The sequence below is a fragment of the Streptomyces cadmiisoli genome (genome assembly GCF_003261055.1).
Lineage (GTDB): Bacteria > Actinomycetota > Actinomycetes > Streptomycetales > Streptomycetaceae > Streptomyces > Streptomyces cadmiisoli.
In genome coordinates, this window is record NZ_CP030073.1 from 8,496,289 (window position 1) to 8,514,951 (window position 18,663).

Below are 18,663 nucleotides of genomic sequence, written 5' to 3' on the forward strand. Positions count from 1 at the left end.
TCAGGCGGGCCGGTGCCGCCACGAAGACGAACGAAAAGCCGCTGTCGCGCAGGCGTCCGAAGACTGTCCGCGCTGAGCGACGGCGGCCGCACGGCCGGACGACAAGGCCGGGCCGGGTGGCTTCACTCGTGCTCGGCGCTCACCCGGCCGTCAGCAGAATCCCGGCGTACGACGTGCCGGCCACCACAGCCCAGGACACCAAACCCAGTCCGAGCATCCGGCGGCCGGAAGCTCCCGCCATCGTCCGCAGGTTCACCGCGGCGCCCAACGCGAAAAGTGCGGCAGCCAGGACGAGGTGCTGGGCGTGAGCGGCGACCGCGAGTGCCGTGGATCCGAGTAGTCCGGTGCTGCGCAGGGCGATCATCGCGAGGAATCCGGCTACGAAGAGAGGCAGCACGGGGGGACGCTCGGTACCCGCGGTGTGCCGTCGTTCGGAGCGCCGCAGTGCGACGGCGATCCCGGCGACCAGAGGAGCCAGCAAGGTGACCCGCAGGAGCTTGACCAGGATGGCCTCACGCAAGCCGAGCGGGCCGGCCGTCTGGGCGGTGGCGACAACCTGGCCCACATCGTGGACACTGGCCCCGACCCAGCGGCCGAACTGGCTGTTGTCCAGCCCGAGCGGTATCTGCAGCACAGGCAGCACCGCTATGGCGAGGGTTCCACACAAGGTGACCAAGGTGACAGCGGCGGCGGCGTCCTCGTCCCGGCTCCTGGTCGTCTGGCCCACCGCTCCGATCGCAGAGGCTCCGCAGATCGCGTACCCACTGGCGACGAGCAGAGGGACGTCTCCGGGCAGGTTCATCAGACGGCCCAGCCAGTAAGTGCCGGTCAGAGTGATGAGGACCACACAGAGCACCATGGCCACGGTGCCCCAGCCGAGTGCGGCCACGTCCGCGACGCTGAGCTGGAGCCCCAGCAGTACGACACCGCAGCGCATCAACCGCTTCGCGCACACGGCCAGTCCGCTCCTGGCCGGTCCCCTCACGAGTTCGCGGGTCTTGGGCAGATGAGCTGCGGCCACACCGAGGACGATGGCGATGGTCAGCGCAGGGACGGCGGGCAGCGCCGTATGCAACACGGTCGCGAGAAGCACACCGGCCGCCGCCGTGGCCAGGCCCGGCGCCATGCCCACCCGCGACGACGGGGCGGGGGACAGGACAGCCGTCGCCGTACCGCGGACCTTGTGCATGTTCGCGGTCACTCGCCGGCGGGGCGTTCGTAGACGCGTCGAACGCTGCTGCCCAGGCGCACCACATCGGCACCATAGACATGGATGGAGATCGCGGTGCCCGCTCCACAGTTGCGGACCTCGTGGATGTCGCCGGGCGGCGCGAAGCCGCAGACGGAGCCGAGCAGATTGGTCACGTCCTCCGTCGCGACCAGACGTGACGCCGCGCCTTCCGGGACGAGACGGTAGCGACGCTCACTTTCCTCGCCCTGGTGGACGCCTGCCACGCACCACGAGACGTGGTCGTGGACAGGGGTGCACTGGCCCGGCAGCCACACGAGTGCCACGACGGAGAAACTGCCGTCGGGTTCGGCGTGCAGCACATGCTGGGTGTAGTGGTCGGCAGAGCCCACGCGCTGGTCAGCCATGAGCAGGCTGGGGTGCGTGAGATATGCGCGCAGAACATCGGCCACCAGATCGGCGGTCCGCTCAGGGCTGACACCGCGCGCCACCACGGCACGAACATCCGCGATCAGGGCTGCCGTCAACGGCGTGACGCTGGTGCCTCGGGTGGGATCTGCGACGGTCGCTGTCATGGCCAGCAGCTTCTGTGAGCCGTGGCATAAACGTCCAAGGAGGATTCCTTGGCCATCCCCTACTGCTGCTTATGGATGGCGGTGCGATCGGAACCCGATTCCCCGCGATCAGCAGCCACTGCGCGCGGCCGCAGCCGAGCGCATGCCGTCCAGTACCAGCTCGACGGCCGGCAGATCCTGATGCTCCCGCAGCACATAGGCGCTGATCTGGCGGCGAACGTTCGGCTCGATCACGCGGCCGGCCACCTGGCGGTGGTTGAGGAAGGAGAGCACGAGCGAGGGTGCCACCGCGATGCCCACCCCGGCTGCAACCAGGCTCTGCAGTGCGAGGTTGTCGTCCGTGGTGAAGACGATGTCGGGGTCGAATCCCTCTTCGGCGCAGATGGTGAGGAAGTTCGCCCGGCAGCGGGAGCACCCCGCCACCCAACGCGCCTGCTGCAGTTCGGTGAGGCGGACGGCACGTCGACGGGTCAGCGGGTGACCGGCCGGCAGCAGAGCCACCAGCAAGTCCTCCAGCAGATTGATCTCGACCACGTCGGGCGGGAGCTCGGCCCGCGCACCGGGATAGCTGAAGGACAGTGCGATGTCGCACTCGCCCGCCACCAGCCTGTGCATCGACTCAGGCGGCTCCGCCTCCTGGAGCTCCACACGGAGAGTGGGATGCTCGGCCAGCAGCCCGGCCACCACTTCGGGTATCAGAGTCGCGGTGATGCTGGGGAAGGCGCAGACACGGACCCTCTCGGCGCGCAACCGCGCCAGCGCCTGGAGCTGCTGCTGCGCATCCTGCATGTCCCGGAGAATGCGTTCGCTGTGGCGGGCCAGAGCCTCCCCGGCCTCGGTCAGCCGCATGCGGCGACCGTTGCGCGTGAAGAGGTGGACACCGACTTCGCGTTCGAGTGCCCGGATCTGCTGGGTGACCGCCGGCTGGGTGTAGCCCAGGGAGTGAGCGGCGGCGGTGAACGAACCGGTGGTGACCACCTCGTGGAACGTCCGGAGGCGACGAGAGTCAAGCACGACGTCATCATAAGCAAAAGTTTGCGGACTGGGTCCTTGTCATATGTGTAGGTGATGATTCGGCTCTGCTGCGGCCGTGGGTGCCTGACCGGTGGTGCCGTCCGTGAGGCGATGGCGGCCTTATCTGGCGGGCGGGATGCGGGTGAGCCGCCGAGGACCTGAAGGACGTCCGGTCAGATCCGGAAGGGGTACACGGAGACGCTCGCTGATCCGACGCTGATCTGCACCCAAGAGCCATCCAGGCTGTCGGGGACGGGTGAGGCAAGATCGAACAGCACGGACCAGTGGCCCAACTGGAGACAGGCGGCGCCGTCGTCGGTGAGGTGCAGGAGACCGCTCATGATCACCTGGTGGGCCTCCTGCCGGAGCTCCGGCCCGACAGACGAGGCCGGCCCGGTGTTCTGGCCCCAGTGGATGTCCTCGTCGACAGTCCATTCAACGAGGTGCTGTCCATCGGCTTCTCGTGGATCACCGCCCCAGAGCACCATGGCCTCCGATCGTGCTGGGCCATTCCTACGGCGGATCGGTGATCACCGGGATCCGCGGAGCAAGACACTTGGTCTACCTGGCAGCTTTCGTGTTGGATGTCGGCGAGAGCGCGGCGGGTCTGGGTGGGACGTCAAGGCAGCTCCAGGAGGCGATCAGCTCTGAATCCGACGGCTCGACCAGCCTGCTCCCGGACCGGGCTGCTGCCACACTCTATGACGACTGTCCTGAACCGATGGCGGCCTGGGCGGTTGACCTACTGCGTGCCCAGGCCCCTGGTTGCGGACGGGGAGTTCCGGAGCGCCAGAGCTGGAAGCGCACTCCCTCTACCTATGTCATCTGCGCACGAGATCGGGCCATCGACCCGGGACTGCAGCGGAAGATGGCCTCACGCTGCATCGACGTACGCGAGTGGCAGACGGGCCATTCTCCGTTCGTTGGACAGCCCAGTCTGATCGTTGAGCTGTTGCGGGAACTGCTCACCACCAACACCTCTCGCGAGCCGGGTGAAGGGGTTGCGGTCACTCGCTGACGGCCGTGATGAGGATGGTTGCTCTGTGCTGGATGGCAAGTTCCTCATTGCGGGTAGCCACGTGGTGGGGGTGTTCGAGGCGATTCTGGAGCGTTCTGCCCTGACGCTCTGCGACTGATGGCATGTAGACCTCAGCCCGTGAAACGGACACCATGTGCCGGTGAGCATCGTCATCAAGTTCTTCGTGGCGCCCGACCACGCCGCTGCGGCCGCGGTCGTGGAAAGGGGCCCGGACAGGGTTTTCAACACGCTGACATACGGCAATTTCGATGTCGACGAGGCGCTGATCGAGTGGGAGAGCATCCTCACAGGTCGTAGCTTTGACGAACTCGTCGCTGCGGACGAGTCCGAAGTCGTCGCCGACCCGGACGGCGGCCCGGGACCCCTGCTCATTGCGGCATCTCGCTCCCTCCAGGACGCACTTGCCGGTGCCGACGAGCCTTGGATCGTCGAGGTCAGCAAACAGTGGATCCAGAAGCGGGCGGAGGACGGTGAGGAGTTCGACCAGGAGTTGGCAGCCGAGATACTGGGCGAGCTGGCCGACCTGGTACGGACCGTCGGCAAGCGAGAGGACCGTTTGTACTGCTGGATGGCGTAGAGGCAGCGACGGTCAACGTCGATCATCGTGAGTCAGCAACCGACGACGCCACTACAGCACATTCAGTACCGCAGCGACCTGATGGACGGCTCTCTCGCCGAGACAGGCTCACGCCTCAGATCCACCTGAGACACAGCGTGACGCCGTGAGTTCAACCTCAAGCGCTGGGCGTTACTCCAGCATCAGATGGTGATCCTGGTGGTCGCAGCTGCGGTGAGGGGGCCGGTGGGTTTTCGGTCGCGGGCGTTGGATGCGGGCTGGCACGCTGTTTTCATGGGTCAGGCGGAGGTGCTTCTCATCGGTGGGCGTGCTGGTGTGGGCAAGACGACGGTGGGGTGGGAGGTTTCGGCGCTGTTACGGGCTGCGCGGGTTTCTCACGCGGTCATTGATGGTGACTTCATGGGACAGGTCCATCCGGCACCGCCGGGGGATCCGGACCGGTCGGAGATCACCGCGAGCAATCTGGCAGCGGTGTGGGCGAACTTCGCCCGGCGGGGCTATCGCCGTCTGATCTACACGAACACGGTCAGCGTGCTACCCGAGGCGACTGGCATGTTTCATCAGGCGATGGGAGAGGGGGTCCGGATCGTACGGGTCCTCCTCACGGCCCGCGATGCCACGGCCCGGGAGCGTTTGGTGCGCCGCGAACTCGGCTCGGAGCTGGAACAGGAACTGGCAGGCAGTGCCCGTAAGGCGCGGCTCCTGGACCAGCGTGTCCCCGCGGAGACGGTGCGGGTGGTCACGGATGGGAGGGCTGTCGTGGACATCGCGCGCGAAGTCGTGGCCGCCACCGGCTGGTCCGGTCAGCATTGAGTGCTCGGGCCGTCACCGCGTCGGCGCGCCGGGACGGAAGGGAGAACGGCTACGGGCGTCGATGATCATCGGTGTGTGAAGACTGAAGGGCAAGCGATCGCACATGCCACAGCGTTGATCGTGTCCGCCGGCCGGAGCTGTTTGAAGCTCTCTGGGCGGCTTCCCGGGCGCCTTCGTATCCGTTCTTCCTTCGCCCGAGGGCAGTACTCCAGGCACCGTCAGTGGCATTGAGGTTCGCCAGGCGGTCGTCCCGCGATCCGCGGAGATCTCGCGGCGGTCTCTGGACGTGAAGGTCGCGCGAGTGCCTGTTCAGGCTGTCGTCGACGCGCCGGTGGGCGGCGTGGACGGACAGGGGATGGCTTCGTTGATGAGTTTCGCGGCGATGGTGCGTGCGTGCGCTCCGGCTCGGGCGCTGTTGAGGGCCATGGTGCGGCACGCGGCGCCGTCGTAGAGGAGGGCGAGCTGCTCGCCGAGCTCTTCCGGGTCGCAGGCGCCGGCCTGGCGGGCGAGGTCTGTGAGGCGTTGGGCGAATTCGATTTTGTAGGCGGCAGCCAGCTGGTGGACCGGGTGATCGGGGTCGGGGACCTCGACGGCGGCGTTGAGGAAGGGGCAGCCGCGCAGTGGCCCGTCGGTCGTGGGGGGCTCCCAGTCGAAGATCGCGAGTAGCTGCCCCCGGGGGTCTGGGCACGGCTCACTCTGGCATGCCTGTGGAGGCAGGCGGCCGTCCCGGAGCTGGGTCAGGTAGGCGTGGACCAGGTCGTCCTTGCTGGCGAAGTGTGTGTACAGGGTGCGCTTGGAGACATGAGCGGCAGTTGTCAGTTGCTCCATGCCGGTCGCGTTGACCCCCTGAGCGGTGAACAGCTCCGTCGCCGCTTGGAGGATCCGCTCCCGGGCGCCACGGCCGCGGCGTCGGCGTACGGGGGAGGTTTCATTGCTCATGACTTAAGGATACCGATCGTTTTACTTGGCTCGATTCTCCTGCTACGGTCGACCGCATAAGTAAACCGATCGGTTTGGTTAAGGGCTGCCGAGGATCGCCTCCTCCGGGCCCGGCAACGCCACCGATGCGGGGTCGTGCCTTCGCTGCAGGCCCTTCGCGCTTCCCTGCCGGCTCGCCGCCGCGTTCCGGCCGACGTCCTCCCTCTTTCTGGAGAAGATCCATGTCTCGATCCCCTGTGGATTCCGCAGTCGGCCATGTCGCCGGGGTGGGGCCCCGCATCCCCGAACCGCGTCATGCCGGGCGCCGGAGACCGCATCCGGGACTCGTGCTGGCGGTGCTGGCCACGTCGGTGTTCCTGTCCGCGCTGGACGCCTTCGTCGTCAACGTCGCTCTGACCCCCATCGGCCAGGGTGTGGGGGAGACCTCGCTGTCCAAGCTGAGCTGGATCCTCAACGGCTACGCGATCGTCTATGCCGCGCTGCTGGTGCCTGCGGGCCGCCTGGCCGACCGCTACGGCCTTAAGGCTGGTTTCCTCCTTGGCCTCGGCGTTTTCACCGTGACCAGCCTGGGTGCTGCGCTCAGCGGCGATCTGTGGGTGCTGGTCGCCTTCCGGTTCCTTCAGGCGGTGGGCGCGGCCGTCCTCACCCCTGCGAGCCTTGGCCTCGTGCTGAGCACGTCCCCACCCGCGAAGACCACCAGGTATGTGCAGATCTGGGCGGCCAGTGGCTCTCTCGCCGCGGCGGCGGGTCCCGTCGTCGGAGGCCTGCTCGTCCAGGTCGCCTGGCAGTGGATCTTCCTGCTGAATCTGCCGATCGGCATCGTCGCTTTGATCTCGGCCGTACGGCTGCTGCCCGTAGGACGCCAGAGCACCGACACCCGCCTGCCCGACCTGCTCGGCGGAGCACTTCTGGTGGGTGCGATCGGTGCCCTCGCGCTTGGCCTCGTGCAAGCCCCGGAGTGGGGCTGGAGCGCCGCACCGACCATCGGCAGCTTCGTGACCGCCGCGGCCGCACTCATCGTGTGCCTCCTGCGCTCGGCACGCCACGCGGTTCCCGTGGTCGACCTGAGCCTGCTGCGCGACCGCGTATTCGCCTGGGCCAACATCGCCACCCTGCTCTTCTATGCGGCTTTCGCCATCCAGCTGCTCGGCGTCACCCTGTGGCTGCAGCAGATCTGGCGGTGGTCGGCCATCGAGACCGGGCTCGGCGTCGCCCCCGGCCCGGCCATGGTGTTCGTCGCCGCGTCATTGGGCCGGCGTCTTGCCCTGCACGTGCCGGTCCGCGTGGTCGCCGCGACGGGCTCCGCGCTGGTCGCCCTCGGCACCGGCTGGGTCGCGCTGAACGCTTCCGGCTCACTGAACTACGCCACCGACATCCTGCCCGGCTGGCTGGTCGCCGGTGTCGGTGTGGGTCTCGCGCTTCCCACGATGATTTCCTCCGCCACCTCCGGGTTGCCCGAGGGCCGGGGAGCCACCGGCAGCGCGATCGTCTCCATGGCCGGCCAGTTGGGCACCGTGCTCGGCGTCAGTGTTCTGGTCGTCATCCTCGCGGACGCCGGATCCGGCGGCCCCGCCCGCACATATGCCCTCGCCTGGTGGATCTCGGCCGGGGTCATGGCCGCCAGCGGCCTCGCCGCCCTGGGCCTCAGGTCTGCCGCTGCCTCCCCGAGACCGGCACGGCCGACTGTTCCCCGGTAGCCGAGGCGCCACTCACACCCGTCAGCTCAATCCACCACCTGCCACGCCCACCCGCCAGGCGTATGGCCGACTCGTCGCCGATACCTTCCGAAAAGCAACTAAAAGCGACATAACCTACTACATCGCACACGCCAAGGAGATCAAATGCGTTACACGACGTTCGGACACCGGACCGGACTCCGCGTTTCCGAGTACGCCCTCGGCACCGGCAACTTCGGCACCAGCTGGGGCGCCGGCGCCGAGATCGACGAGGCCCGCCGCATGTTCGACACGTTTGCCGAGGCCGGCGGCAACTTCCTCGACACGGCTGACAACTACCAGTTCGGCGAGTCGGAACAGATCCTCTCCGACTTCATCGCCGCCGACCGCGACCACTTCGTCGTCGCGAGCAAGTTCAGCGTCGCCTCGACACCGCAAGTGGACATCTCCAAGACCGGCAACAGCCGCAAGAACATGGTCCACTCGGTGAACGCGAGCCTGAAGCGCCTCGGCACCGACTACATCGACCTGTACTGGGTCCACTTCCCCGACGACCTGACACCCATCGAGGAGATCCTGCGCGGCATCGACGACCTGGTCAGCTCCGGCAAGATCCTCCACGCCGCCCTGTCGAACTTCCCGGCCTGGCGCGTCTCCCGAGCCGTCACCCTGACCGAGCTGAAGAACTGGGCCCCCATCACTGGCATCCAGATCGAGTACAGCCTCGTGGAACGCACCGCCGACCGCGAGTTGCTGCCGATGGCCGAGAGCCTCGGCCTGGCGGCAGCCCTGTGGTCCCCGCTGGGCGGCGGCCTGCTGACCGGCAAGTACCGCGGCAGCGCCGACGGCCGCCTCAGCGACCTGAAGACCCTGGTCCACACCGAGTCCGACGCACAGAAGACCGCGGTCATCGACACCGTTCTGGACATTGCCAAGGAGGCCGGCGCCACCCCCGCCCAGGTCTCGGTGGCCTGGGTCCGCGAGCGCGGTGCCCGCGCCACCACGCCGTACATCCCGATCATCGGGCCCCGCAGCACTCGCCAGCTCGACGACTACATCGGCGCCCTGGACGTGCAACTCACCGACGAGCAGTACACCCGCCTGACCGAGGTCAGCGCCATCCCGCTCGGCGTCCCGCACGGCGTCAACGCCGGCATCCGCGACCGCATCCTCGGCGGCGACGCCTCCCTGGTCGACCAGCCGTCGGTGCCCCGCGCCTGAATCCCTCGCCCGCACTTTCTTCCTCTGGCGGCATGCGAGTTGTGTCCTGAGACGTCACTGACGCAGTCACCCCCATCCGGCCTGCCGGAGGGGGCAGACTGCCCTGCATTGTTCCGTCGGGCTATTGAGAACGGACACGTCCGCCACGATGCCGTACGCCGCTGAGGCGGAGCCGGCCGACGTCCCGGCCTTTCCCAGCACAATGGGGCGCGGCCCGGGCCGACGAGCGTGCAGCGACCTGGGGTGGTCAGCGTTGTGATGGGTCCGGCTGGGCGGACTCGACGCGCATTCGACAGCATGCGGTGATCGCTCCGGGGCGGAGGAGCGGCGATGTGGGCGCTGCGGGCGCGGCACCACCGCTCATGCGGATATCTCGGGCCGAATTTAGACTGGCCAAGGCATAGAACGTCCTAGTTTGGGAGATGTGCACCATGGCCAAGAGAGGGAACAAGCGACGCGGCCGCAAGAAGAAGAAGGCCAATCACGGCAAGCGTCCCAACGCATGAGCGTGTTCGTGACGGACTCGCCCGATTACGTTGGGTGACGGTCATGGGTAGCCCGGCCGTTCACACATGTCGTAGAGGGTGACGGGGTAGCGGTTCTTCGAGCCGGAGCGGCCGTGTCCCAAGCGGGGACGGCTGAACCCGCTGGCGGCATGGCTCTGCGTTCGATCAGCCATGTGCTGTGCTGCGGTACACGGGCGGGTGGGTGAGACGTGAGGTGTGGTCGTCCTGGCGACCACCCCTCGGTGCACGGCGTCCACGGATCCTGCACCGCGGCGTTCGTCCTACAGGTTTTCCTCGAAGAAGGACTCGAGCTTCTCCAGCGCCTGGGTGGTGTACTTCGGCTGGTCGTACAGATCGTAGTGGCTCGCGCCCGCGACGGCGAAGTCGTTCTTGTTGTCCGACCGGGCCCGGTTGAACAGCTCGAAGCCGTCGCGGTACGAACCGAAGGCACCGGGCGCGTTGCCGACGATGACCTGGAGCGGCTGCGTCAGCAGTACCTCAGCCAGGTGGAAGGCGTCGAAGCCGAGCGCCGCCTGCAAACCGGAGCAGAACAGTCGGTTGGGTGAGTTCGGGTTCTGCGCCCGGGGGTGCGGTAGTAGTCCACGGCGTCGACGATGTCGGCGTCCGAGAAGCCGGCATGCTCGCGCTCCGCGGAGGAGTTGGGGATGTAGGTGCTGATCAGCGACTCCGCGCGCCTTGCCTCGGCCGTGCGTTGCCTGCCGATCGCTTCGAGCGCCTCGATCGCCGCGTCGGGGGTGTGGTTGCCCTCGTGCACGATCCGTCCGTAGTGCGCGGCGACCACGGTGCCCAGCGCCTTGATGCGGTGGTCCGTCATCGTTGCCGTCGTATCCGCCGCCTCCGCAGACGCCCACGACGCCGATGCGGTCTTCGTCGACGTAGTCGAGCGTGACGAGATGGTCCACCGCGCAGCTGAAGTCCTCCACAGGCGTGGCCGGATCCTCCAGGTAGCGGGGCTCATCGCCGCTCCCTCTGGGACACCCTCGTCTGCGCCACCGACCCACAGATCAGCAACTCGTCACCTGGACCGCCGAACCCGGCACCCCTTCACACGACCGGCTTCGGATACTCGCCTCCTGGACCGCCGAGGCAGATCAGTCCGCAGCACCATCGACGAAGAACACCCGCGAATTCCTGGCGCGTGGTTCCATCACCCCGCCTTCCACGTGATCAAGTGATCGAGCCGGATGGTTTCGCAGCCAGTTGACCCATCGCCCCTTCAGCGGAAGGTCCCTTCTCGCCTGCTCTTGCCGAAGTCAGCCAGGCTCACGGTGGTTTCGGCCGTGTCGGAGCATGTGGCGGGTGCACCGCGGTGCCGGGGTCCGGCGGCATTTCGCGATGTCGATGGGGGTTGACGCCGGTTGGCGGCGTGCGGCGTGGCGGTCAGGTGCGTATATCCCGCCGGGGCTCGCTGAATAACCCGGAGCCGAAGTCGGTTTGTGCGGCACGACCGGCCGGGCGCACCGTGAGGAGCCGCTCCCTGATCCGGGGCTTTGCGAGGTCCCGCCGGGCCGCACGTTTGGTGAGAGGACGGAACGGTGGGCTGGCCGTCTGCCGGGGACGTTAATCGCTTTCGCGGTGGTCCGGGCGAGGGCTAGTGTCCGGGTTCAGCGAGTGACCCACGAGGAGTGAAGACATGGCCGCAGCCGGTCGTCCGAGCGCGCGTTGACGTCGTAGGCCGTGATCGGCCTGTCATCGCGTGCTGCTCTTGTTGTTGCGGCACGGCGAATTTTTCCCGCCTGCGTCGCCGGTTCACCTGTCGTGTGCCGGGTGACGGGTCTCGTTGTCGATCAATCCAAGGGATCCTCGTGCCGTCTGCTTCCTGCGCTGTACCAGATTCCGGCCGGCCTGGTCCGTCAAGTCTGTGGCGGGACGGCGACTTCCGCAGACTGTGGGTCGGGCAGACCGCCTCCCAACTCGGTGAGCATGCAAGTGTGGTGATTGTGCCGCTCTTCGCCGTTCTGGCGCTGAACGCCGGAGCCGGCGAGTTGGGCGTCCTGCGCGCGGTGGGTCAGGCGCCGATCCTGCTGCTGTCGCTCTTCGTGGGCGCGTGGGTCGACAGGTGGCGGGCCCGCACGGTGATGGTGGTGACGGACGTCAGCCGGACCCTGGTGCTGGGCGCCGCCGCCGTGGCGGGTCTCCTCGGTTGCCTGGGCCTGCCGACGCTGTTCGTGGTCGCCTTTGTCGTCGGGGCCCTGTCCGTGTATTTCGACGTGGCCTACCAGGCCTTCCTCGTACGCCTGGTGAGCCGCGATCAGTTGGTGCAGGGCAACAGCGCGCTCGAGGGCAGCCGGTCCGCGGCGCAGATCGGCGGTCCCGCCCTCGGTGGCGCGTTGGTGTCACTGTTGTCGGCGCCGATCGCAGCCGCCTCCAGCGCACTGCTTTTCGCGGTGTCGTTCCTGTCGATCCGACGGATCCGTCGGATCGAATCGCTCCCGACGAGGTCGGAGCATCCCCCTCGGCTCTGGCGGCGTATCCATGAGGGTCTCCGCTTCGTCGTCAGCGATACCTTGCTGCGGACCGTGTGCCTGGCTTCGGCAGCCTTCCAGTTCTCCTTCGCGGCCATGATGACCGTGTATCTGCTCTTCCTGCCGCGGGAACTGCACCTGTCGGGCACGGCCGTCGGGCTGGCGCTCGCGGCGACGGGGCCGGGCGCGCTCCTGGGCTCGATGCTGGCCGCCCGCCTGCCGCGGCGGTTCGGTCATGGCGCCGTGCTCGTGTCCGCGGCGGCGCTCGGCGACGGGGTGTTTCTGTGTGTGCCCGCGGTGCATGGCTCGCCGGCGGTGACTGTTCCCGCGCTGCTTGCGATCAACTTCGTGTTCGGTATGGGCGGCCAACTGGTGAATGTCACGGTCATGGCTGTGCGGCAGGCCGTCACTCCGGACGGGATGCAAGGCCGCGCGGCCGCGACGATCACATTTGTCGGCATGGGGCTCACCCCGCTCGGCTCGCTGGTCGGCGGACTTCTCGCGGAGGAGTGGGGGTTGCGTACGGGCATCCTGGTGACAGCCACGAGCATGCTGCTGTCCCCGGTGGTGATGGCGCTGTCCCCGCTTGCTCGCCTGGGACGGGCGCTTCCGTCCGCGTAGGATGCGCCGCCGCTCGACGCCGGCTCGTCCGTCAAGCCTGCGAGGCGGCCACCCGCCCCCCGCGCTGACATGCTGAGGGCTGCCCGCCGATAGAGGGAGGCTCGTTGACGGCGAGGCGGCTTCCGCGAGATCGGTGTCGGCCTGCGGCATGAACGTGACCGACTTCGGGTGCTCGCTCGGGTCGATTCCCTGGTCGGGTTGCCGCTTCGGCCGCGCATGCCACCGGCAGTTCGACTACTTCCCGGGCAGTGGAGCCGATCGTGAAGCCTGGTCCGCGAGGCGGTCAGGATGGTGTCTCGGTGCGGGTCACGGCTGCGCCGAAGCGAGTCAGAGCGGTGAAGTCGTTCTGCTGCAAGCCGATGCGTGGGTTGACGTGGCGGAGCAGGGCTTGCGCAGGGTGGATGGTGGCGATGTGGGTGTGGTCGGAGTCGGTCTGCTCGTCGTCCACCCAGGCGAAGGGTCGGCCGTCGGCGTAGGCCACCAAAGGGTCAGTTTTCCAGTGGACTCCGTCCGGCCGCTCGCACAGTACCTTGTCCCCGAAGTCGACGAACCGCAGTGGTGGGAGGCCGAGGACGGGACCGATCCACCGGTTGGCATCACTCATCCATGCGCTCGCCCAGCACAGCTCGAAGCCGAGGGTCAGCAGGGTCTTGCCGTGGCTGGGGTTGAGCCACACGGTCTCCGGTCGTCTGTACGTGCGTGGAGTTGCTGCTGCCGAGGAAATGTGCGCCTCGGGTGGGAGGTAGACGGTGGTGTAGTTCTCGGGACATGTGCCCGAGTGCGTTGCGTACGGGTTCAGTGGCCCGTCGATGTCCAGAAACAGCAGTGGTCTTCGACTCACCGTGCCCCCTGTGCAGTAGTCCGGGTGAGGGCAGCGTAGTCCGGCGGAGTGGATGACTCGGGTCAGTTCGTCTACGACAGCACCGACGCACAGTTCGGAAAGGCTGCTGCCACTCGCAGCGCGTCTTCCCCTCGCCTCCCAACGCGCAGGACAGTGCACTGCACAGGCGTCGAAGGTCGCTGCCGTACTTGATCAATGCAGGTGATACTGCGATGCATGGCCATGACCCGGCAACTCGCACGTGTGCTTCCTCAGTACCTCGACGTGTGTCGTGAAGCTGCTGCGGCTGCGCCAGACGGAGAGCGCATCTCGCAGACCGCTTCGCCCTGCTGCAGGGCTTCTATCGCATCGCAGGTCTGCGGAGCATGGCTGTGGTGGTCTGGGTTGACTGAACAACCTCTCGGTCACCGCCTGTAGGTGACAGAATCGTTCAGGTAGTCGTTGCCCGCCTCGGGGACCTTCGTGCCGCACGCCGCCGCCACTCGAGCAGGGCTGGAGCCCGATTCTCTGCGGTCCCGAGCGCCGCCTCCGGTAGGCAATCGGCGACCGGCTTCGTGAGTCGCCACGCGACAGCGTCGAGCGTAGGGTCGAAATGTGACTCTGGCTGCCGGGCACAGAGAGAAGCACGCCATGCCTGACGACACATCGACCGCTGCCGCAAAGCCTGCGGGTATCACCCTCGGTGATCTTGTCGTGCCGGACACGCCCACCTCGGCCGCCGCCTTGGAGGTGGCGTCCGCCTACCAGTCGCCCGCCCTGCTCAACCATTCCGTCCGGGCCTATGTGTGGGCCGCGGCCCGTGCCATGGACCAAGGCATCGAGGTCGATGCTGAACTGCTGTACGTCGCTGCCCTGTTGCATGACATGGGGCTGGTAGCGGAGTTCGACAGCCACACAGAGCCGTTCGAGGTGGCCGGCGGTCATCTGGCAGGGGTGTTCACCGCCGGCGCAGGGTGGCCGGCAGAACGCCGCCGACGACTCGCAGAGATCATCGTCCGCCACATGGATTCCGAAGTCGATGTGGCCACGAATCCCGAAGGGCACGTCCTGAGCCGGGCGGCGGCTCTGGAGATCCTCGGCAGGAACGCGGACGACTTCGCACCGGATTTCAGAGGCGGGGTTCTCGAACGCTATCCCCGACTCGGACTCGTTGCAGAGTTCCTGACGTACTTTCAGGAGCAGGCGCGGCGCAAGCCGGACAGCACTGCCGCATGGGCCGTGCGGTCGGGGCTCGAGGATTGGATGGCCGACAACCCCCTGGACCTCGCCGAAGCATCGACCGATCACTGAGCGCGGTGCGGCCGCCGACCAGCGGTTCTCGGGCAAGATCTCTGCGGTCTTCGGCGCTGTTGTGATCGTGCTCGCACGTGGCACCCTGGGCTTCTGGCTCGGCAGCGGCGCGTGGCTGATCGCGGCCGTCCGTGGCTGATCACGGCCGTCGCAGCCCAGATCGTCGTCTACCCGTGCGCCCTCGGCCTGGCCAGGCCGACCGCCCTGATGGTCGGCACCGGACGCAGTGCCCAGCTCGGCAGCCTGATCAAGGGGCCCGAGGTCCTGGAGACGACACTCGAGGTTGTCAGCATCGAGTTGGACTAGACCGGCACGGTCACAACCGGCGAGCACCCGATCGCCCAGGCCATTGCCCCTGGCGCAGTCGCCTGCGTCGGCAGCTCCCCACTTCGGGAGGCTTCGCGAACGTCGCCGGACTCGGCATCTCTGCCGCGAACCCCTTCCGCACGCGGGCGGGCCGCGCGCGTCTCCGCAGGTGGCACGGCTGATGAGACGTCACACAGCACCTGCTCGACGGTAGTTGGGGTTCAGGGTGAGGCCCCACCAGCAACTCCTAATTTAGGAATTATTATTGACGCGCGCCGGTAACCGCTGCAAGATCCTGGAAACAAACCGCAGGCGCGCGGGCATTGACTGGTCCGAAGTGCGACCTCCGCACCCTCCATGAGGGAGCGGCACCTCAGACTCACGACCAGGACGGGTCGGCACGCCTGATCGATCGGACAGCGAAGGTTCCGATGTGAAACGACATCTCACCGTCCTAATCGCCCTCCTGACCGGGCTACTGGTCGTACCGGCACCCGCCTACGCCGGCCCGGCGGCCGACACTGTCGCCGCCACGGCTCGAGCACCTCAGGAGGTGCTGAGCCCGACGCCGTACATGGGCTGGAACACCTACTACGCGCTGGGTGGCGATCCGACCGAGGCCGAGGTCAAGTCGATAGCCGACTTCCTGGTCAGCAGCGGCCTGCGCGAAGCCGGCTACGAGTACGTCTGGATCGACGGCAACTGGGCGGCGCCGACGCCACGCAGTTCGGCCGGCGACCTGGTGCCCAACCCGGACCAGTTTCCGAACGGGTTGAAGCCGCTGGTCGACTACATCCACTCCAAGGGTCTGAAGGCCGGCATCTACACCGACGCCGGCCCGTACATCCCGGGCAAGTGCGGACTCGGCAGCCACGGCTACTACCAGCGCGACGCGGACCAGTTCGCCGCCTGGGAGTTCGACGCGGTCAAGGTGGACTACCTCTGCGGGATCGCCGCGGACCTCGACCCGAAGACCGTCTTCACGGAGTTCGCGCAGGCGTTGCGGAACAACGCCAGCGGGCGCCCCATGATCTTCAACCTCTGCAACCCGGTGACCTCTCCTGACTGGGGCAACTACCCGGAGGAGCAGCAGTCGACGTACTCCTGGAGCTATGCGCCGGGGATCGCGCAGTCCTGGCGGACGTACACGGATGTGGGTTTCGTCGGCGAGATCAAGTTCAAGGACGTCCTGCGGAACTACGACGCGAACGCGCGGCACCCTGAGGTCGCCGGACCGGGGCACTTCAACGACCCGGACTACCTCGGACCTGAGCTGGGGATGAACGACGAGGAGTTCCGTACCCAGATGACGCTCTGGTCGGTGGCGGCGGCGCCGCTGGTGATCGGCAGCGACGTCCGGAAGCTGAGCAAGACCTCGCTCGACATTCTCGCGGACCGCGATGTCCTCGCCATCAACCAGGACACCGCCGGCGTCCAGGCCGTCCGCGTCGGCCCGGCCGGTACGACGGAGACCTGGGTGAAGCGGCTGGCCAACGGCGACCGTGCCGTGGTGCTGCTGAACCGGGGTGACAGCCCTGCGACCGTGACCACGAAGGCACGGACGGTCGGTCTGTCCGGGGATCGGTTCACGCTGAAGAACGCCTGGACCAACCAGGTCACCGAGAGTGCCGGCACCATCAGTGCCGCCGTCCCGGCGCACGGTGCGGCCCTCTTCAGGGTCAGCCGGGCCACGGGCAAGCCCGGTGTCCCGCACGTCGTCGCCGGCCTGCCGCAGGTGACGCAGGTCGGTGGCGACACGGTGCCGACGGGGGTCGCCCCGGTGGTCGCCGGCGGTGACCAGGCCCGAGTCGAGGTCACCGTCCGTAACGACGGTGCCCAGTCGGTCTTCGCGCCCCGGGTTGAGCTGGCGGTGCCCGCCGGCTGGACGGCCCGTCCGCTCGGCAATGAGCCGAAGCTGCTGCGCCCCAACCACTCCGTGAACCTCGCCTTCACGGTGACCCTGCCGGCCAACGCCGCGCCGGGCAGCACCCCGCTGACCGCCACCACGTCGTACGAGGTGAAGGGCAAGGGACGACTGCGGCAGGAGACGGCCACGGCAGTGGTTGTCGCACCGGTGGCGCCGGACGGCGACGTCGTACTTTCCCACCATGACTGGATCAGTGCCACCAGCGGGTGGATGAGCCCGACGGTCGACATGAGCGTCGGTGGCTGGTCGCCGATCAGCATGCTCAGCCAGGTCTACCCGACCGGTATCGGAGTCGCCTCCCCCTCGACGGTCCGCTACTACGTCGGCGACAAGTGCAGCCGGCTGAGCGCGACCATCGGCATCGACGATGCGGTGCGCAACGTCGGCCCGGAGGGCGGCACGTCCACCTTCCAGGTGATCGGTGACGGCCGAGTGCTGTTCGACAGCGGTGTAGTGACCCGCGACGACACCCGTCAGGTCGACGTCGACCTGACCGGCGTCCGGGTGCTCGACCTGGTGGTCGGTGACGCCGGCGACGGCGGCTACAACGACCGCGCCAACTGGGCCGGTCTGAACGCCACCTGCTGATGCGGCTCGGCCGCACCCGGGTGACACCTCACCTGGGTGCGGCCGATTCGCAATGACGTCGAGAAGCTGTTGCTGACGCGGAGCGGGCCCCCGTCCGGCCGTCCCCTCCGGTGGCTGAGGGCGATGTTGCCCCGTACAGCGCCGTGAACTGCGGCGACGGTCACGGCACGCGTGACATCCCGCCGAGGCCGTCGGTAGCCGGCGGTGGAATGTCATCGATCCCGGGCTCAAGCACCCCCGCGGGTCAGGACAAGCGGGTGGCGGAGATCCCGCCGTCCACGTACAGCGTGATGCCATGGACCATGGCCGCGTCGTCGCTGACGAGGTACAGGACTCCCTTGGCGATGTCCTCCGGCCGGATGACGACGCCCGCCGGGGTGGCGGCGGTCAGCGCGTCGAGCTGTGCGCGGGCCGTTTCGTTGCCCGGCGTGAGGGTCGCCCCGGGCGCGACGGCGTTCACCCGCACCCCGCGCGGCCCGTACTCGGCGGCCCAGCTACGCGTGAGCTGCTCGTCCGCGGCTTTCGTCGCGGTGTACATCGCCGCATGAGGGCTGCCGACCCGGGCCATCCAGGAGCCGATGGTGACGATCACGCCGCTGCCCCGCTCGGCCATGGCCGGCGCCATGGCGGCGACCAGGACGTGGGGAGCGCGGATGTTGACCGCGAGCATGGCGTCCAGGTCCGCGTTCGGAAGCTCCTCGGTCAGCGTCGCGGGATAGATGCCCGCGTTGTTGACCAGGATGTCGACGTGTCCGCCGAGCGTGTCGGTGGCCTGTGCGGCGAAGGTCCGCAGCTGCTCGTAGCTGCCTGCCAGGTCCGCCGTGACGAACTCGGCCCGTCCGCCGGCCTGCCGGATCTCCTCGACGACCTGCTTTCCGCGGGCTGCCTGGCGGCCGCTGACGACGACGTGGGCGCCCTCGTCGGCCAGTGTGCGGGCTATCGCTGCGCCGATCCCGCTGGTCGAACCGGTGATCAAAGCGGTGCGGCCGGCCAGCCTGGAGCCGGAGGTGGAGAGTGTGCTGTCGATGGCGTGAAGGGAAGTCATAGGTCCCTTT

17 protein-coding genes and 3 pseudogenes are annotated in these 18,663 nt (G+C 67.8%); 11 read left to right on the forward strand and 9 right to left on the reverse strand.

Features of this window, described 5'->3' with window-relative positions; genetic code table 11:
* Positions 1-139: 139 nt before the first annotated feature.
* The 4 genes from DN051_RS37375 to DN051_RS45285 all read right to left on the reverse strand — a co-directional run bounded on the left by DN051_RS37375 (position 140) and on the right by DN051_RS45285 (position 3,266).
* On the reverse strand, positions 140-1,189 hold the full coding sequence (locus DN051_RS37375) for a YeiH family protein (protein WP_112442755.1): 1,050 nt from the start codon (positions 1,187-1,189) through the stop codon (positions 140-142).
* A gap of 8 nt (positions 1,190-1,197) precedes the next feature.
* Positions 1,198-1,764 carry a cysteine dioxygenase family protein gene (locus tag DN051_RS37380; RefSeq protein WP_053763779.1) on the reverse strand — a complete coding sequence of 189 codons (567 nt, stop codon included), beginning with the start codon at positions 1,762-1,764 and terminating at the stop codon, positions 1,198-1,200.
* Positions 1,765-1,872: 108 nt separating this feature from the next.
* A complete protein-coding gene (locus DN051_RS37385; RefSeq protein ID WP_112441219.1) occupies positions 1,873-2,778 on the reverse strand; it encodes a LysR family transcriptional regulator in 906 nt (301 codons plus the stop codon).
* A gap of 173 nt (positions 2,779-2,951) precedes the next feature.
* Positions 2,952-3,266 carry a hypothetical protein gene (locus DN051_RS45285; RefSeq protein ID WP_162625055.1) on the reverse strand — a complete coding sequence of 105 codons (315 nt, stop codon included), beginning with the start codon at positions 3,264-3,266 and terminating at the stop codon, positions 2,952-2,954.
* A 2-nt stretch (positions 3,267-3,268) separates the two neighbouring features.
* On the opposite strand from DN051_RS45285, the pseudogene DN051_RS37390 reads away from it, so the two are divergent.
* From DN051_RS37390 to DN051_RS37400, 3 genes and pseudogenes are all read left to right on the forward strand, one after another.
* Positions 3,269-3,796, forward strand: a pseudogene (locus DN051_RS37390) (alpha/beta hydrolase); the annotation flags it as partial.
* A 160-nt stretch (positions 3,797-3,956) separates the two neighbouring features.
* Positions 3,957-4,394, forward strand: coding sequence for a hypothetical protein (locus tag DN051_RS37395; RefSeq protein ID WP_112442757.1), 438 nt, complete (start codon positions 3,957-3,959; stop codon positions 4,392-4,394).
* A 273-nt stretch (positions 4,395-4,667) separates the two neighbouring features.
* Positions 4,668-5,207, forward strand: coding sequence for an AAA family ATPase (locus tag DN051_RS37400; protein ID WP_199315017.1), 540 nt, complete (start codon positions 4,668-4,670; stop codon positions 5,205-5,207).
* A 309-nt stretch (positions 5,208-5,516) separates the two neighbouring features.
* On the opposite strand, the gene DN051_RS37405 is transcribed toward DN051_RS37400, so the two are convergent.
* Complete coding sequence (locus DN051_RS37405; RefSeq protein ID WP_112441223.1) at positions 5,517-6,146, reverse strand: TetR/AcrR family transcriptional regulator; 630 nt, start codon at positions 6,144-6,146, stop codon at positions 5,517-5,519.
* Between the two features lie 221 nt (positions 6,147-6,367).
* Here DN051_RS37405 and DN051_RS37410 point away from each other — a divergent pair, with 221 nt between their 5' ends.
* From DN051_RS37410 to DN051_RS47890, 3 genes are all read left to right on the forward strand, one after another.
* A complete protein-coding gene (locus DN051_RS37410; protein ID WP_112441225.1) occupies positions 6,368-7,843 on the forward strand; it encodes an MFS transporter in 1,476 nt (491 codons plus the stop codon).
* A gap of 144 nt (positions 7,844-7,987) precedes the next feature.
* Complete coding sequence (locus DN051_RS37415) at positions 7,988-9,043, forward strand: aldo/keto reductase (protein ID WP_112441227.1); 1,056 nt, start codon at positions 7,988-7,990, stop codon at positions 9,041-9,043.
* Between the two features lie 431 nt (positions 9,044-9,474).
* On the forward strand, positions 9,475-9,549 hold the full coding sequence (locus DN051_RS47890; RefSeq protein WP_099504217.1) for a 50S ribosomal protein bL37: 75 nt from the start codon (positions 9,475-9,477) through the stop codon (positions 9,547-9,549).
* 281 nt (positions 9,550-9,830) lie between these two features.
* On the opposite strand, the gene DN051_RS46730 is transcribed toward DN051_RS47890, so the two are convergent.
* Together DN051_RS46730 and DN051_RS46735 are read right to left on the reverse strand one after the other, a co-directional pair.
* On the reverse strand, positions 9,831-10,088 hold the full coding sequence (locus tag DN051_RS46730; protein WP_246040736.1) for an alpha/beta hydrolase family protein: 258 nt from the start codon (positions 10,086-10,088) through the stop codon (positions 9,831-9,833).
* Positions 10,037-10,384 (reverse strand): hypothetical protein, encoded by a 348-nt coding sequence (locus DN051_RS46735; RefSeq protein ID WP_246040737.1) that lies wholly within the window; start codon positions 10,382-10,384, stop codon positions 10,037-10,039. The genes DN051_RS46730 and DN051_RS46735 overlap by 52 nt, the downstream gene beginning before the upstream one ends.
* A gap of 156 nt (positions 10,385-10,540) precedes the next feature.
* Between DN051_RS46735 and DN051_RS46740 the strand changes: the two are divergent.
* Positions 10,541-10,737, forward strand: a pseudogene (locus DN051_RS46740) (hypothetical protein); the annotation flags it as partial.
* Between the two features lie 638 nt (positions 10,738-11,375).
* Positions 11,376-12,656 (forward strand): MFS transporter, encoded by a 1,281-nt coding sequence (locus DN051_RS37435; RefSeq protein ID WP_112441229.1) that lies wholly within the window; start codon positions 11,376-11,378, stop codon positions 12,654-12,656.
* Positions 12,657-12,939: 283 nt separating this feature from the next.
* Here DN051_RS37435 and DN051_RS37440 read toward each other — a convergent pair whose 3' ends face one another.
* Positions 12,940-13,497: a hypothetical protein gene (locus DN051_RS37440; protein ID WP_112441231.1), complete on the reverse strand. Its 558-nt coding sequence runs from the start codon at positions 13,495-13,497 to the stop codon at positions 12,940-12,942.
* Between the two features lie 630 nt (positions 13,498-14,127).
* On the opposite strand from DN051_RS37440, the gene DN051_RS37445 reads away from it, so the two are divergent.
* The 3 genes and pseudogenes from DN051_RS37445 (at position 14,128) to DN051_RS37455 (ending at position 17,608) form a co-directional block, all read left to right on the forward strand.
* Positions 14,128-14,787 carry an HD domain-containing protein gene (locus tag DN051_RS37445; RefSeq protein ID WP_246040738.1) on the forward strand — a complete coding sequence of 220 codons (660 nt, stop codon included), beginning with the start codon at positions 14,128-14,130 and terminating at the stop codon, positions 14,785-14,787.
* Positions 14,729-15,212, forward strand: a pseudogene (locus tag DN051_RS46745) (heavy metal translocating P-type ATPase); the annotation flags it as partial. The gene DN051_RS37445 and the pseudogene DN051_RS46745, both read left to right, overlap by 59 nt.
* A 314-nt stretch (positions 15,213-15,526) precedes the next feature.
* The gene (locus tag DN051_RS37455) at positions 15,527-17,608 is read left to right on the forward strand and encodes an NPCBM/NEW2 domain-containing protein (RefSeq protein WP_112441234.1); all 2,082 of its coding nucleotides are present in this window, start codon (positions 15,527-15,529) and stop codon (positions 17,606-17,608) included.
* Between the two features lie 244 nt (positions 17,609-17,852).
* On the opposite strand, the gene DN051_RS37460 is transcribed toward DN051_RS37455, so the two are convergent.
* Positions 17,853-18,653, reverse strand: a complete 801-nt coding sequence (locus tag DN051_RS37460) for an SDR family NAD(P)-dependent oxidoreductase (RefSeq protein ID WP_112441236.1) — start codon at positions 18,651-18,653, stop codon at positions 17,853-17,855.
* Positions 18,654-18,663: the final 10 nt, after the last annotated feature.